14 protein-coding genes are annotated in these 14,358 nt (G+C 67.6%); 9 read left to right on the top strand and 5 right to left on the bottom strand.

Going from position 1 to position 14,358, the window contains the following annotated elements; genetic code table 11:
- Nucleotides 1-87: 87 nt before the first annotated feature.
- The 3 genes from gnd to dnaA form a co-directional block, all read right to left on the bottom strand.
- A complete protein-coding gene (gnd, locus tag ACF07B_RS18615; RefSeq protein WP_369480775.1) occupies nt 88-963 on the bottom strand; it encodes a phosphogluconate dehydrogenase (NAD(+)-dependent, decarboxylating) in 876 nt (291 codons plus the stop codon).
- A gap of 189 nt (nt 964-1,152) precedes the next feature.
- Nucleotides 1,153-2,283: a DNA polymerase III subunit beta gene (gene dnaN, locus ACF07B_RS18610; protein ID WP_326786746.1), complete on the bottom strand. Its 1,131-nt coding sequence runs from the start codon at nt 2,281-2,283 to the stop codon at nt 1,153-1,155.
- 1,069 nt (nt 2,284-3,352) lie between these two features.
- Complete coding sequence (gene dnaA, locus ACF07B_RS18605; RefSeq protein ID WP_369480774.1) at nt 3,353-5,362, bottom strand: chromosomal replication initiator protein DnaA; 2,010 nt, start codon at nt 5,360-5,362, stop codon at nt 3,353-3,355.
- A gap of 398 nt (nt 5,363-5,760) precedes the next feature.
- Here dnaA and rpmH point away from each other — a divergent pair, with 398 nt between their 5' ends.
- The 9 genes from rpmH (at nt 5,761) to ACF07B_RS18560 (ending at nt 12,770) form a co-directional block, all read left to right on the top strand.
- Nucleotides 5,761-5,898: a 50S ribosomal protein L34 gene (gene rpmH / locus ACF07B_RS18600; RefSeq protein WP_006381191.1), complete on the top strand. Its 138-nt coding sequence runs from the start codon at nt 5,761-5,763 to the stop codon at nt 5,896-5,898.
- Nucleotides 5,899-5,919: 21 nt separating this feature from the next.
- The gene (rnpA, locus tag ACF07B_RS18595) at nt 5,920-6,291 is read left to right on the top strand and encodes a ribonuclease P protein component (RefSeq protein WP_362393784.1); all 372 of its coding nucleotides are present in this window, start codon (nt 5,920-5,922) and stop codon (nt 6,289-6,291) included.
- Nucleotides 6,288-6,638 carry a membrane protein insertion efficiency factor YidD gene (gene yidD / locus ACF07B_RS18590; protein ID WP_326786749.1) on the top strand — a complete coding sequence of 117 codons (351 nt, stop codon included), beginning with the start codon at nt 6,288-6,290 and terminating at the stop codon, nt 6,636-6,638. Before rnpA ends, yidD begins: the two co-directional genes overlap by 4 nt.
- A gap of 3 nt (nt 6,639-6,641) precedes the next feature.
- Complete coding sequence (yidC, locus tag ACF07B_RS18585) at nt 6,642-7,940, top strand: membrane protein insertase YidC (RefSeq protein WP_369480773.1); 1,299 nt, start codon at nt 6,642-6,644, stop codon at nt 7,938-7,940.
- A gap of 15 nt (nt 7,941-7,955) precedes the next feature.
- A complete protein-coding gene (locus ACF07B_RS18580; protein WP_362393790.1) occupies nt 7,956-8,465 on the top strand; it encodes a R3H domain-containing nucleic acid-binding protein in 510 nt (169 codons plus the stop codon).
- 118 nt (nt 8,466-8,583) lie between these two features.
- Entirely contained in the window at nt 8,584-9,300 is a 717-nt protein-coding gene (gene rsmG / locus ACF07B_RS18575; protein WP_369480772.1) for a 16S rRNA (guanine(527)-N(7))-methyltransferase RsmG, read from the top strand.
- Between the two features lie 361 nt (nt 9,301-9,661).
- Nucleotides 9,662-10,735, top strand: a complete 1,074-nt coding sequence (locus ACF07B_RS18570; RefSeq protein WP_362393896.1) for a ParA family protein — start codon at nt 9,662-9,664, stop codon at nt 10,733-10,735.
- Entirely contained in the window at nt 10,732-11,823 is a 1,092-nt protein-coding gene (locus ACF07B_RS18565; protein WP_392179667.1) for a ParB/RepB/Spo0J family partition protein, read from the top strand. The genes ACF07B_RS18570 and ACF07B_RS18565 overlap by 4 nt, the downstream gene beginning before the upstream one ends.
- A gap of 329 nt (nt 11,824-12,152) precedes the next feature.
- Nucleotides 12,153-12,770, top strand: coding sequence for a GNAT family N-acetyltransferase (locus ACF07B_RS18560; protein WP_369480770.1), 618 nt, complete (start codon nt 12,153-12,155; stop codon nt 12,768-12,770).
- A 171-nt stretch (nt 12,771-12,941) separates the two neighbouring features.
- Here ACF07B_RS18560 and trxA read toward each other — a convergent pair whose 3' ends face one another.
- Both trxA and trxB read right to left on the bottom strand, forming a co-directional pair.
- The gene (trxA, locus tag ACF07B_RS18555) at nt 12,942-13,274 is read right to left on the bottom strand and encodes a thioredoxin (RefSeq protein ID WP_326786756.1); all 333 of its coding nucleotides are present in this window, start codon (nt 13,272-13,274) and stop codon (nt 12,942-12,944) included.
- 43 nt (nt 13,275-13,317) lie between these two features.
- Nucleotides 13,318-14,277 carry a thioredoxin-disulfide reductase gene (gene trxB / locus ACF07B_RS18550; RefSeq protein WP_369480769.1) on the bottom strand — a complete coding sequence of 320 codons (960 nt, stop codon included), beginning with the start codon at nt 14,275-14,277 and terminating at the stop codon, nt 13,318-13,320.
- Between the last annotated feature and the right edge of the window lie 81 nt (nt 14,278-14,358).

Raw genomic sequence — 14,358 nt, 5'->3', positions numbered from 1 at the left:
GGGTCCGTGACGGACCCCGGTCCTCAGGTTCTTCCCCCGGCTGTGGACAACCGGGTCACCCCGGGTGCGGAGAACCCGGGGCGTCGATCAGGCCTTCTCGACGGCGTGGCCGCCGAACTGGTTGCGCAGCGCCGCGATCATCTTCATCTGCGGCGAGTCGTCCTGCCGCGAGGCGAAGCGGGCGAAGAGCGACGCGGTGATCGCGGGCAGCGGCACCGCGTGGTCGATGGCGGCCTCCACCGTCCACCGGCCCTCGCCGGAGTCCTGCGCGAAGCCCCTGAGCTTCTCCAGGTGCTCGTCCTCGTCCAGCGCGTTGACGGCGAGGTCGAGCAGCCAGGAGCGGATGACCGTGCCTTCCTGCCAGGAGCGGAAGACCTCGCGCACGTCCGTGACGGAGTCGACCTTCTCGAGCAGTTCCCAGCCCTCGGCGTAGGCCTGCATCATCGCGTACTCGATGCCGTTGTGGACCATCTTCGCGAAGTGGCCCGCGCCGACCTTGCCGGCGTGCACCGCTCCGAAGTCACCCTCGGGCTTGAGCGCGTCGAAGACGGGCTGGACCTTGGCGACGTCCTCGGCGTGGCCGCCGTACATCAGCGCGTAGCCGTTCTCCAGGCCCCAGACGCCGCCGGAGACACCGCAGTCGACGAAGCCGATGCCCTTGATGCCCAGCTCGACGGCGTGCTTCTCGTCGTCCGTCCAGCGCGAGTTGCCGCCGTCCACGACGACGTCGCCCGGCTCCAGCAGGGCGGCCAGCTCGTCGACGGTGGACTGGGTCGCGGCGCCCGCGGGGACCATGACCCACACCACGCGCGGGCCCTTGAGCCTGCCCACAAGTTCTTCCAGGCTGTGGACATCGGCGAGGTCCGGGTTGCGGTCGTATCCGATGACGGTGTGACCTGCGCGGCGGATCCGCTCGCGCATGTTGCCGCCCATCTTGCCGAGGCCGACGAGACCGAGCTCCATCAGTTGTTCCTTAGGGGTTGCGACGTGGCGTGAGGGCACTCTCGTACCTGGTCCGAGCCTAGACCGGGGGGTACCACCCACGCCTTTCGGGCACCGGTGGAACTCACGCACATCTGTGGGCATACCCGCTCAGACGTATGCCCCGCCCGCGGTGCGCCCGCCGGTCCCCAGGACCGGCGGGCTCCGGGATCAGCCGGACAGGCGCACCGGCATGATCAGGTACTTGTAGGCCTCGTCGGCCTCGGCGTCCACGGCGGGCTTGCCGCTCAGCAGCGCCGGCTTCGTGGACGTCGTGAAGGAGAGCTGGGCCACCGGCGAGTCGATGGCGCTCAGGCCGTCGAGCAGGAACGTCGGGTTGAAGGCGATCGAGACGTCGTCGCCCTCCAGCTGGGCGTCGACCCTTTCCACAGCCTGTGCGTCGTCGCTGGAACCGGCCTCCAGGATCAGCACGCCCTGCTCGAAGCTCAGCCGCACCGGGGTGTTGCGCTCGGCGACCAGGGCCACACGCTTGACGGCCTCCACGAAGGGGGCGGTCTCGATGACGGCGATGGAGTTGAACTCCGTCGGGAACAGCGAGCGGTACTTCGGGAGGTCGCCTTCGAGCAGACGGGTGGTCGTACGCCGCCCGGCGCCCTCGAAGCCGATCAGGCCCTCGCCGGCGCCGGAGCCGGACAGCGCCAGGATCACGCTGTCCCCGCCCGTGAGGGCCTTGGCGGTGTCCAGGAGCGTCTTGGCGGGCACCAGGGCGACCGCGGACGCCTCCGGGTTCTCCGGCTTCCACAGGAACTCGCGGACCGCGAAGCGGTACCGGTCGGTGGACGCCAGGGTGACCTTGTCGCCCTCGATCTCGATGCGCACACCGGTGAGCACGGGGAGCGTGTCGTCGCGCCCGGCGGCGATGGCCACCTGGGCGGCGGCGGAGGCGAAGACCTCACCGGGGACGGTGCCGGTCGCCGACGGCATCTGGGGCAGAGCCGGGTACTCCTCCACAGGCAGGGTGTGGAGTGTGAACCGCGAGGAGCCGCAGACCACGGTCGCCCGTACACCGTCTGTGGAAATCTCCACCGGCCGGTTGGGCAGCGCCCGGCAGATGTCCGCGAGGAGGCGGCCGGACACGAGGACCGTGCCCTCCTCGTCGATCTCCGCGTCCACGGACACCCTCGCCGAGACCTCGTAGTCGAAGCTGGAGAGGCTCAGTGCGCCCTCCTCGGCCTTCAGGAGGAGGCCTGCGAGCACAGGAGCCGGCGGACGGGCCGGGAGGCTGCGTGCCGCCCAGGCCACTGCCTCCGCGAGTACGTCGCGTTCCACCCGGATCTTCACCGTTGCCGCCTCCGTCTGTTGCCGGCGCTCTCGCCCTGCTGGCCTTCGTCGTCTGACTCGGTGTCGCTCCGACCGCTGAGGGGAAGGACACCGGGGACCAGTCTGACGCACCGCGCTGACAGTCGGTGCCCCTCGGGGTCAAGTCGTGCCGAGCGGCAGTCAGGCCTCCGGGAGCAAGTTGTGCACAGCCCCCACTTCGAAACGATTCCCAGGCTCTCTCTAGTTGGTCTTAGTAGTAGGGCCTGTGGATACCGTGGATAACCCCGTTTTCGCAGCTCAGAGGCGATTTTTTGTCCACCGACCCTGTGGGTGAAGGCGGTGGACAACCGGGGGTATCTGTGGACGACGAAAAGTTCTGCACACTCGGTCCACAGGCAAGGGCGACTTCTCCCCAGCATCGTCCCCAGCTTTACCCGCGTTCCCCACAGGCCAATCCGGCACCTCGGTGTGACGCCTTTCACTCGACGCGGTGAGATGGCGCGGCGCGTTGCCGAACAGTGGACAGTGATGTGGAGAAGCTGGAGATCGCTGGGGACAACTGGCTCCAGCCTGTGGGCCGCCGGTGGACAACCTTGCGCACAGCCTGTGGATCTTTTCTTTGTCCACAGGCTGTGGAGAGTCTTCATCCACCAATCCACAGGCACCTGACCTGGTCTGATGACCTTTCAACAGTGCTACCTGTGGAAACGATCTGGACAACTTCCCAGTCCCCAGGATGTGGATGGAAAAAAGTCACCACATCTGTGGAGAGTGGCCGTAACCTCGCTCGGATTCGAACAGCAGATGTCGGGTTGGTAGCGCCGGCATCGCTGCGGGAAGCCTCGGAACACGGCTCCGAAGCCCTGAGACACCGCTCCGAAGCCCTTGAGAAGCGTCTCCGGAGCCTTCGCAGAGCTCCTTCGGACGTCGCGGGGCGCTCGGTCCTCGGCCCGGCCCCGGCCTCTCGCCGCCCGACCGAGGCCCGGGAACGGGGCGGCGGAACAGGTGGGCGGGAACGGCGAAGGGCGCCCGGGGACGATGTCCCCGGGCGCCCTTCTGGCGGGTCGGCGCCGACCGGCGCCTGCCTCCGTCAGCCGTTCTTGATGCGGTTCGTGAGCTCGGTGACCTGGTTGTAGATGGAGCGGCGCTCGGCCATCAGCGCGCGGATCTTGCGGTCCGCGTGCATCACGGTCGTGTGGTCGCGGCCGCCGAACTGCGCGCCGATCTTCGGCAGCGACAGATCGGTGAGCTCACGGCACAGGTACATGGCGATCTGCCGTGCCGTCACCAGGACACGGCTGCGCGAGGACCCGCACAGATCGTCCACCGTGAGGCCGAAGTAGTCGGCCGTGGCCGCCATGATCGCGGTCGCGGTGATCTCGGGGGCCGAGTCCTCGCCGCCGGGGATCAGGTCCTTGAGGACGATCTCCGTCAGACCGAGGTCCACCGGCTGCCGGTTGAGCGACGCGAACGCCGTCACCCGGATCAGCGCGCCCTCCAGCTCGCGGATGTTGCGCGAGATCCGGGACGCGATGAACTCCAGCACCTCCGGCGGGGCGTTGAGCTGCTCCTGGACCGCCTTCTTGCGGAGGATGGCGATCCGGGTCTCCAGCTCGGGCGGCTGGACGTCGGTGATCAGACCCCACTCGAAGCGGTTGCGCAGCCGGTCCTCCAGGGTGACCAGCTGCTTGGGCGGCCGGTCGCTGGAGAGGACGATCTGCTTGTTCGCGTTGTGCAGCGTGTTGAACGTGTGGAAGAACTCCTCCTGCGTCGACTCCTTGTCCGCGAGGAACTGGATGTCGTCGACGAGCAGGATGTCCATCTCCCGGTACCGCTTGCGGAAGCTGTCGCCCTTGCCGTCGCGGATGGAGTTGATGAACTCGTTGGTGAACTCCTCCGAGCTCACGTACCGCACCCGGGTGCCCGGATAGAGGCTGCGCGCGTAGTGCCCGATCGCGTGCAGCAGGTGTGTCTTGCCGAGCCCCGATTCCCCGTAGATGAAGAGGGGGTTGTACGCCTTCGCCGGCGCCTCGGCGACGGCCACGGCGGCGGCGTGAGCGAAGCGGTTCGAGGCGCCGATCACGAACGTGTCGAAGAGGTATTTCGGGTTCAGCCGCGCGGTGGGCTCGCCCGGGCCGGACGACGGCGCGGGCTGAGCGGACTTCGACCCGGGGGCACCGCCCCCGGACGGCAGGCCGCCCCTGCGTCCCTGACCGCTGTCGGAGGGATCCGGCAGATCACGGCGGTCGGAGCGCTGGTCGTAGTCCTGGCGCTGCTGCTCGTAGGGCGAGCGCTCCACCGACTGGGGCCGGTAGTCCTGCGGCGGCGAGGCGTAGGGGTCCCGCTCGGGGAAGCCGAGGCGCTGCTGCTGCCAGCCGTAGTCGTCCTGGGAGTGGCGCGGCCAGGCGCCCGGCTCCGGGCGCTGATAGTCCGGGTACGCGGGACGGGCGGTCGGCAGCTGGTCGCCCGGGGCACCGGGCAGCGGTTCGGCGCGGCCGCCGCGGTGGTCGTCGGCGCGGTGGCGGCCGTAGCCCTCGTATCCGTCGCGGCGGGAGTTGTACGGAGCGCGGTCGTCGCGGCCCTGCGGCTCGTACGTGCCGCGGTCGTCACGGCCCTGGCCGGCGTCGTAGCCGCCGCGGTCCTCCCGTCCCTGGCCCTCGTACCCCCCGCGCTCGTCCCGGGGCTGTGTGCCGTCGTACGCGCCGTTGTCGTAGCCGCCGCGGTCGTCGCGGCCCTGGCCCTCGTAGGGGTCACGGCCCTGGACCGGTCCGGCGGGGAGCTCGGGCTCCTCGTAGCGGGGCGGCGCGGGCATGGAGGGCTCGCCCGCGGAGTCGTCGACGGTGATGGCGATGCGGATGGGGCGCCCGCACTCACGGCTCAGCGTCTCGCTGACGATCGGCGCGAGGCGGCCTTCCAGTACGTTCTTGGCGAACTCGTTGGGGACGGCGAGCAGAGCGGTGTCCGCCACCAGGGCCAAGGGCTGGCACCGCTTGATCCAGTGCTCGTCCTTCACCTCGACACCCTGCCCGCGGCCCTCGCCCAGAAGTTGTTCCAGTACGCGTGGCCACACTGCGGCAAGATCGGCAGGTACGTCAGCCACGGGGCACGCTCTCTCACGGGTCCCACGAACGTGTGGTTCTGGGAGCAGGTTGGGAAATCAGTCGCTTGGGGCGGGGGGAAGAAAACCGCTGGGGCGGCGAGAAGGGAACGAAACGGAGTTCAGCCACGGTAGTCAGGGCGACGGGTAGGGTTCAAGTTGTTGTCCCCAGCCTGTGGACAGTGTCCCCCGTCGGCGGTTGGTTTGACCGGATGGCGTAGCCGCGCGTACCGTAACCAGGTCGAGTTGTCGATGGCTGCTGCCGCCTGCCTCCGATGGGCACAGATCGCGAAGCGTGATCGGGAAGCGGTGCACTCGGGCGTAATGCGAGTTTCCTCGTGGGCGCACGGTGACAGCCAGGGCGGCACCCCGCCACCACCGATTCTTTCTGGAGCCCCCTAGTGAGCAAGCGCACCTTCCAGCCGAACAACCGTCGTCGCGCCAAGACCCACGGCTTCCGCCTGCGGATGCGCACCCGTGCCGGCCGCGCGATTCTCGCGAACCGCCGTGGCAAGGGTCGCGCCAGCCTGTCCGCCTGATTACTTACAGGTCATGATCTCGTGCTGCCTACCGAGCATCGGCTGAGGCGGCGCGAAGACTTCGCGACCGCGGTACGCCGAGGACGCCGGGCCGGACGCCCGCTTCTCGTCGTCCATCTACGTAGCGGTGCAACGGACCCGCACGCGCCTGGGGAGAGCGCTCCCTCGACGCGTGCGGGTTTCGTCGTGAGCAAAGCCGTCGGCGGAGCGGTCGTTCGCACCAAGGTGAAGCGCAGACTTCGCCATCTGATGCGCGACCGAGTCGCCCTGTTGCCCCCCGGTAGCCTGGTAGTCGTACGAGCGCTGCCCGGTGCGGGTGACGCCGACCATGAACAGCTGGCCCGAGACCTGGATGCCGCCCTGCAGCGGCTGCTGGGAGGGGGCGCGCGATGAAGTACCCACTGCTTGCTCTCATCAAGCTGTACCAGTGGACGATCAGCCCGTTGCTCGGGCCGGTCTGCAAGTACTACCCGTCGTGCTCCCGATACGGCTATACAGCCATCGACCGGCACGGTGCGATCAAGGGAACGGCACTCACCGCCTGGCGCATCCTCCGGTGCAATCCGTGGTCGCTGGGCGGTGTGGACCATGTTCCGCAACGCAAGCGTCCGCGGTGGCATGAATTGCTGCGTAACGCCTGGCGTGCACGCAAGGGCGGGACCTCCGCCGAACCGGCCACCGGGGACACCACTGCCCCGAGCCCGGCCGCTGAGACCCCGTCCCATGCTCAAGGAGCTTGATTAGTGGACACGATTGCCAGTCTTTTCAGCTTCATCACGACACCCGTTTCCTGGGTCATCGTCCAGTTCCACGCCGTGTACGGGAAGATCTTCGGTCCCGACACGGGCTGGGCCTGGGGCTTGTCCATCGTGTCCCTGGTGATTCTGATCCGTATCTGCCTGATCCCGCTCTTCGTGAAGCAGATCAAGGCCACTCGGGCCATGCAGACGCTGCAGCCCGAGATGAAGAAGATCCAGGAGCGCTACAAGAACGACAAGCAGCGCCAGTCCGAAGAGATGATGAAGCTGTACAAGGAGACGGGTACCAACCCGCTCTCCTCGTGCCTTCCCATCCTGGCCCAGTCGCCGTTCTTCTTCGCGCTGTACCACGTGCTCAACGCCATCGCCACGGGCAAGACGATCGGCGTCATCAACGAGGATCTTCTCGCCAGCGCCCGTCAGGCGCACATCTTCGGCGCCCCGCTCGCGGCGAAGTTCACAGACAGCGCCGAGAAGGTCGCCCAGCTCGGTGCCACGCTGACCGACGTCCGTGTCGTCACCGCGATCATGATCGTGCTGATGTCGGGTTCGCAGTTCTACACCCAGCGTCAGCTCATGACGAAGAACGTCGACACCACGGTGAAGACGCCCTTCATGCAGCAGCAGAAGATGCTGATGTACGTCTTCCCGGTCATGTTCGCCGTCTTCGGCATCAACTTCCCGGTCGGTGTCCTCGTCTACTGGCTGACCACCAACGTGTGGACCATGGGTCAGCAGATGTACGTCATCCGCAACAACCCGACCCCGGGCTCGAAGGCTCAGGCCGCGTACCTGGAGCGCCTCCAGAAGAGCGTCACGCAGCACGGCAAGACCCGCGGACGCGGTGAGAAGGCCATCGTCAAGGCCATCGTCGCCAAGGGCCGCGACCGCAACGAGTTCGAGCGCAAGTTCATCAACGGTCTGACCAAGGCGGGTCTCGTGGCGCTGCCCGACGGCCTTGTGGCGGCCGGCGAGAACACGACGGTCGTCGAGTCCGAGGACGGCACCACGACCACCGCGGCCGCCGTTCCCAAGCGTCAGCAGCCGAAGCGCCAGACCAAGGCACAGCGTCAGTCGGGCGGGGCGTCCAGCAGCGCGCCGGCGGACGACGAGGAGCCGAAGACGTCGCTGACCAAGTCCGACGAGCCGGAGGACGCCAAGCCCTCCTCCGCAGCGAAGCCGGCCTCTGGAAGCGGTAGCAAGCCCGGCACCGGTACCCGCAGCAAGGCCCAGTCCGGACAGCGCAAGGGCCCGCAGCGGCCCAAGTCCCCGTCCAAGAAGTAAGAAGGAGTCCATCCCGTGACGGAAGGCACCACCACCGCCGCCGCTGAGGGCGACACCCTGACCCGCCTGGAGCAGGAAGGCGAGATCGCGGCGGACTACCTCGAGGGTCTGCTCGACATCGCCGATCTCGACGGTGACATCGACATGGACGTCGAGGCCGACCGCGCCGCTGTCTCGATCGTCAGCGACTCGGGCGGCCGCGACCTGCAGAAGCTGGTCGGCCGCGACGGCGAGGTGCTGGAAGCGCTCCAGGAGCTCACGCGCCTGGCCGTGCACCGGGAGACCGGGGACCGCAGCCGGCTGATGCTGGACATCGCGGGATTCCGGGCCAAGAAGCGCGAAGAGCTCTCCGAGCTGGGCGCCAAGGCCGCCGCCGAGGTCAAGAGCTCCGGTGAGCCCGTGAAGATGGACCCGATGACCCCCTTCGAGCGCAAGGTCGTGCACGACGCGGTCAAGGCCGCCGGCCTGCGCAGCGAGTCCGAGGGCGAGGAGCCGCAGCGCTTCGTCGTCGTGCTCCCCGCCTGATCGGTACGTACGTTCCTTCGGCCCCGTCTGTTGCGCAGACGGGGCCGAATTTTGTCAGCCTGATAGTCCTGGTGATCAGCGCTCAGTGCGCTCAAGCGGTACGGAAGGACGGTCCCCCGTGACGGAGGCAGCGGAGCTTCCCCCCGCGCCCGAGCAGGCGCGTGAGGTATTCGGTGATCGCTTCGCGGACGCGGTCCGGTACGCGGAACTGCTGGCCGAGGCGGGAGTGCAGCGGGGGCTGATCGGCCCGCGGGAAGTACCCCGGCTGTGGGAGCGGCACCTGCTGAACTGTGCGGTGCTCTCGGAGGTCGTGCCCGAGGGCGTGACCGTCTGCGACGTCGGCTCCGGTGCGGGACTGCCCGGCATCCCCTTGGCGCTCGTCCGGGAAGACCTCAAGATCACACTGCTTGAGCCCCTGCTGCGCCGGACCAATTTCCTCACCGAGGTCGTGGAACTGCTCGGTCTCGACCATGTGACCGTCGTACGCGGCCGCGCCGAGGAAGTCATGGGCACGCTCCAGCCGGTGCACGTGGTGACCGCCAGGGCGGTCGCTCCGCTCGACCGGCTGGCGACGTGGGGTATCCCGCTGCTGCGCCCGTACGGCGAGATGCTGGCCCTCAAGGGCGACACGGCCGAGGAGGAGCTGAAGGCTTCTGCCACGGCGCTGAGCAAGCTCGGTGCCGTCGAGACCTCCATCCTCCAGGTCGGTGAGGGCATCGTGGATCCGTTGTCCACCGTGGTGCGGGTGGAAGTGGGCGAGAGCCCCGGCGGTGTGCGCTTCGCGGCGAAGCGGGCCAAGGCCGCGAGGACGGGCCGGACGCGCCGCCGACGCTGATCCCGAACGATGTGAGCATCACCGCTCCCGGTTCTCTCGCGAGAGGGCCGGGAGTTTTCCGTTCCGGGCCAGGAGTTGTTTCTCACTTCGATGGAATCGGCCTCGATGGCGAGGCTTCTTCGACAAAAGCTGACAAACCCGTATGTATCGGAGTGTCGCGCCGCCATCAACCGAGCGGCTCGGCATCGTGTTTCACGTGAAACGTCGCTCACTGTTGCACGGCATCATCAGTCGCGGCCGGGCTGCGGCCGAACCACGCGATCGGAGGCCACTCGGGTCACTCGGAGGGGGTGCGGAGTTGTCCACAGAGGTGGATTTCTCCACAGAACAACGGGCCTCGCTGGTTCACGACCCCAATGGCATGGGAGGCTCTGTTCATTGCGAGCCTGAAGTCGAGGAGAGTGAATCCTTGCGGTCCGACGCCAACATCGCGGGACCGATGACCGATCCGGTCCCCGGTCCCCGTACCGAGTCGATGGGGGAGGATGTTTCACGTGAAACACCGCCCCCGATGGACGACACTCCCATCGGTCGTGCTGCCCAACTGGCTGTGGAGGCGCTAGGTCGCGCCGGTGAGGGCCTGCCACGGCCCGAGCAGACCCGAGTCATGGTGGTCGCCAACCAGAAGGGCGGGGTGGGTAAGACCACGACCACGGTCAACCTTGCCGCTTCGCTGGCCCTGCACGGCGGACGGGTCCTGGTGATCGACCTCGACCCTCAGGGCAATGCCTCCACGGCGCTGGGTATCGACCACCACGCCGAGGTCCCATCGATCTACGACGTGCTGATCGACAGCAAGCCACTCTCCGAGGTCGTTCAGCCGGTCCCTGATGTCGAGGGTCTCTTCTGCGCCCCCGCCACCATTGATCTCGCCGGTGCGGAGATCGAGCTGGTGTCGCTGGTGGCCCGTGAGAGCCGGCTGGAACGAGCGATCCTGGCGTACGAGCAGCCGCTGGACTACATCCTCATCGACTGCCCGCCGTCCCTCGGACTGCTGACGGTCAACGCTCTGGTCGCAGGCGCCGAAGTGCTCATCCCCATCCAGTGCGAGTACTACGCGCTCGAAGGCCTGGGTCAGCTCCTGCGCAACGTCGATCTGGTGCGCGGGCATCTCAATCCCGATCTGCACGTCTCGACGATTCTGCTCACCATGTACGACGGCCGGACCCGCCTCGCGTCCCAGGTCGCGGAGGAGGTGCGCAGTCACTTCGGCAAGGAGGTGCTGCGGACGAGCATTCCGCGCTCGGTGCGTATTTCGGAGGCCCCGAGTTACGGGCAGACGGTTCTGACCTACGATCCGGGTTCGAGCGGTGCTCTCTCGTATCTTGAGGCCGCGCGCGAAATCGCTCTGCGAGGAGCCGGCGTGGCGTACGACGCGCAACATGCCCATGTGGGCGGACAGAACGATCAGAACATGGTGGAGGGGATCCAGTGAGCGACCGACGACGGGGTCTGGGGCGGGGTCTAGGCGCGCTGATTCCTGCGGCTCCGACGGGTGAGCGGCCGGGTGTCTCGGCGAGTGGGGCCTCCTCGCCGACTGCCGGACCCGTGCTCACGGCGGAGCGCGGGGTGGCTGCGGCGAAGGTGACCACGCTGCCGTCTGTTTCACATGAAACGGAGGAGGTGTCGTCGAACGGATCGCTGGAGACGCTTCAGGCTCCCGTCGGCGCCCACTTTGCCGAGCTGCCCCTCGACGCCATCACGCCGAACCCGCGCCAGCCGCGTGAGAACTTCGACGAGGACGCTCTCGCCGAGCTGGTCACCTCCATCAAGGAGGTCGGACTCCTCCAGCCGGTCGTCGTGCGTCAGGTGGGTTCCGGGCGCTATGAGCTCATCATGGGAGAGCGCCGTTTCCGGGCCTGCCGTGAGGCGGGGCTCGAAGCCATTCCCGCGATCGTGCGAGCCACGGAGGACGAGAAGCTTCTCCTGGACGCGCTCCTGGAGAACCTCCACCGGGCTCAGCTGAACCCGCTGGAAGAGGCGGCGGCCTACGACCAGCTGCTCAAGGACTTCAACTGCACGCACGACCAGCTGGCGGACCGGATCGGACGGTCGCGTCCTCAGGTCTCCAACACCCTGCGTCTGCTGAAGCTCTCGCCGTCGGTTCAGCGTCGTGTGGCTGCCGGAGTTCTCTCCGCAGGGCATGCGCGGGCACTCCTGGCGGTCGACGACTCGGAGGAGCAGGACCGCCTGGCTCACCGGATCGTCGCCGAGGGACTCTCGGTGCGGGCCGTGGAGGAGATCGTGACCCTCATGGGGTCCCGTCCGCAGACGGCTCAGCGCTCCAAGGGGCCGCGGGCCGGCAGCCTTGTCTCTCCGGCGCTGAGCGATCTGGCCACGCGCCTCTCGGACCGCTTCGAGACCCGGGTGAAGGTCGACCTGGGGCAGAAGAAGGGCAAGATCACTGTCGAGTTCGCTTCGATGGAAGACCTTGAGCGCATCCTCGGCTCTCTCGCTCCGGGAGAGGGTCCGGTGCTTCAGAAGAGCCTTCTGGACGACGACTCCGACGACGCGGAAGACTGAGTCGGCTTCCTGGTGGCCCGATGTCCGATCGGGTTCACGGGAAAGAGCGGGCCGTGTCCGGCGTGTGCCGGAATACGGCCCGCTCTTTGCTTTCTGGCGGTATCGATGGAATCGCATCGTGGATACGATGCGATGGGTATGGCGCATCCACCTGGCAGCACCTTCATCGGGGAGGCGGGGGTCATGCAGAGCGTGAGCCGTACCGGACTGGTGACCGCGGGTCTGGGTCTGGGAGCGGTCGGCGGGTTCGTCGGCAGCCTGCTCAGAGAGCGGAGCCATCTGACAGCCGCCCGTGACGCCGCGGGCGAAGGAAGCGAGGAACAGCCTTCATGGGGCGTCGGCTCGTACCGCTCACGCTGGACAACCTTCCGGACCTTCCCCAGCGCTGTCGTGCGTGCGTCTTCTGGGAACTGGATCCCGTCCGCGGTGAAGCCGCGGTAAAGGCGGGTTCGAGCGCCCTGGAGAAGGAGGCGTGGATCTCCTCGGTTCTGCTGGACTGGGGATCCTGCGGCCGCGTCGTCTACGTGGACGACGTGCCGGTGGGTTACGTCCTCTACGCGCCGCCGGACTACGTCCCCCGCTCCACGGCGTTTCCCACAAGCCCCGTGGCGTCGGACGCGGTTCAACTCATGACCTCGTTCATCATGCCGGGCTATCAGGGGCAAGGATTGGGCCGGGTTCTGGTCCAGACGGTGGCCAAGGATCTGCTCCGTCGAGGGTTCAAGGCGATCGAGGCTTTCGGAGACGCCCGGTGGAAAGAGCCCGCCTGTGTGCTCCCCGCCGACCATCTCGTCGCGGTGGGTTTCAAGACCGTGCGCCCTCACCCCCGGCATCCCCGCCTGCGGCTGGAACTGCGGACGGCGCTCTCCTGGAAGGAAGACGTGGAGTTGGCACTGGACCGGCTTCTCGGAGCCGTTCAGAAGGAGCCCGCGCTGCGTCCTCTGTGAGGGCCGGCCGTCCCACCGTTCGTGATCCGGGACCGACGTGTCCTTCCGTCAGTCCCGCATCCCTCAGCTCGGCGTCCGGCATTCCTCAGGGAAAGCGAATGGGCCAGCCCGAGCGGGCTGGCCCATTCGTGTTTCACGTGAAACACGCGGCGCGTGTACGGCCGTCGCTGACTACTCGGCGATGAAGTCCTCGAGGTCGCGCACGATCGCGGCCTTCGGCTTCGCTCCGACGATGGTCTTGGCGACCTCGCCACCCTGGTAGACGTTCAGGGTCGGAATCGACATGACGCCGTACTTGGCGGCCGTCGCCGGGTTCTCGTCGATGTTGAGCTTGACGATCTCGATCTTGTCGCCGTGCTCGGCGGCGATGGCCTCGAGCGACGGGGCGATCTGGCGGCAGGGACCGCACCAGGCGGCCCAGAAGTCCACCAGGACGGGCTTGTCGCTCTTGAGGACGTCCTGCTCGAAGGAGTCGTCAGTCACGTTCTTGAGGGTGCCGGCCACGGCGGGCTCCTTAACTTGTTGGTGCGATGGGAGAGCTGGGTGATCAGACGGTGGCGGCCGCGGTCTCGCTGTCGGCCAGGGCCGCGAGGTAGCGCTCCGCGTCGAGGGCGGCGGAGCAGCCGGTGCCGGCCGCGGTGATCGCCTGGCGGTAGGTGTGGTCGACGACGTCACCGGCGCCGAAGACACCGGTCACGTTGGTGCGGGTCGAAGGCGCGGTGACCTTCAGGTAGCCCTCGCCGTCCAGGTCGAGCTGGCCCTTGAAGAGCTCGGTGCGCGGGTCGTGACCGATCGCGATGAACAGACCGGTCACCGGGAGCTCCGAGGTCTCGCCGGTCTTGAGGTTGCGCAGCGTCAGACCGGCCAGCTTCGGGTCGCCCTTGATCTCGGCGATCTCGGAGTCCCAGATGAACTTGATCTTCGGGTCGGCGAAGGCGCGCTCCTGCATCGCCTTGGAGGCCCGGAGGCTGTCCCGGCGGTGAACGATGGTGACGGACTTGGCGAAGCGCGAGAGGAAGGTGGCCTCCTCCATCGCGGTGTCGCCACCGCCGATGACGGCGATGTCGTGGTCCTTGAAGAAGAAGCCGTCACAGGTCGCGCACCAGGAGACGCCACGTCCGGAGAGGGTGTCCTCGTTCGGGAGCCCGAGCTTGCGGTGCTGTGAGCCCGTCGTGACGATCACGGCCTTGGCGCGGTGCACGGTGCCGGCGGTGTCCGTGACGGTCTTGATCTCGCCCGTCAGATCCACGGCGACGACGTCGTCCGGGACCAGCTCGGCACCGAAGCGTTCGGCCTGGGCGCGCATGTTGTCCATGAGCTCGGGGCCCATGATGCCGTCCTGGAAGCCGGGGAAGTTCTCGACCTCGGTGGTGTTCATCAGCGCACCGCCCGCGGTGACGGCGCCTTCGAAGACCAGCGGCTTCAGCGACGCGCGCGCGGTGTAGAGCGCCGCCGTGTAGCCGGCGGGCCCAGACCCGATGATGATCACGTTACGGACGTCGCTCACGACTTGATTCCTCGTCTCTGGAGACTGCTGCGTACCGGTGGGAGCATCTCTCAGTACTCTCACCCCACCCAACGGATCCTA

This window comes from Streptomyces sp. NPDC015532, assembly GCF_043078065.1.
In the GTDB taxonomy this organism is placed as follows: Bacteria; Actinomycetota; Actinomycetes; order Streptomycetales; family Streptomycetaceae; genus Streptomyces.
The sequence above is the reverse complement of the archived record's forward strand: the minus strand, read 5'-3'. Positions and strand labels throughout refer to the sequence as shown.

Coding starts and splice junctions, on each gene's coding strand:
- yidD (WP_326786749.1), top strand. CDS start 6,288: ATGAAGTACCCACTGCTTGCTCTCATCAAGCTGTACCAGTGGACGATC.
- ACF07B_RS18570 (WP_362393896.1), top strand. CDS start 9,662: ATGGGAGGCTCTGTTCATTGCGAGCCTGAAGTCGAGGAGAGTGAATCC.
- ACF07B_RS18560 (WP_369480770.1), top strand. CDS start 12,153: ATGGGGCGTCGGCTCGTACCGCTCACGCTGGACAACCTTCCGGACCTT.
- gnd (WP_369480775.1), bottom strand. CDS start 963: ATGGAGCTCGGTCTCGTCGGCCTCGGCAAGATGGGCGGCAACATGCGC.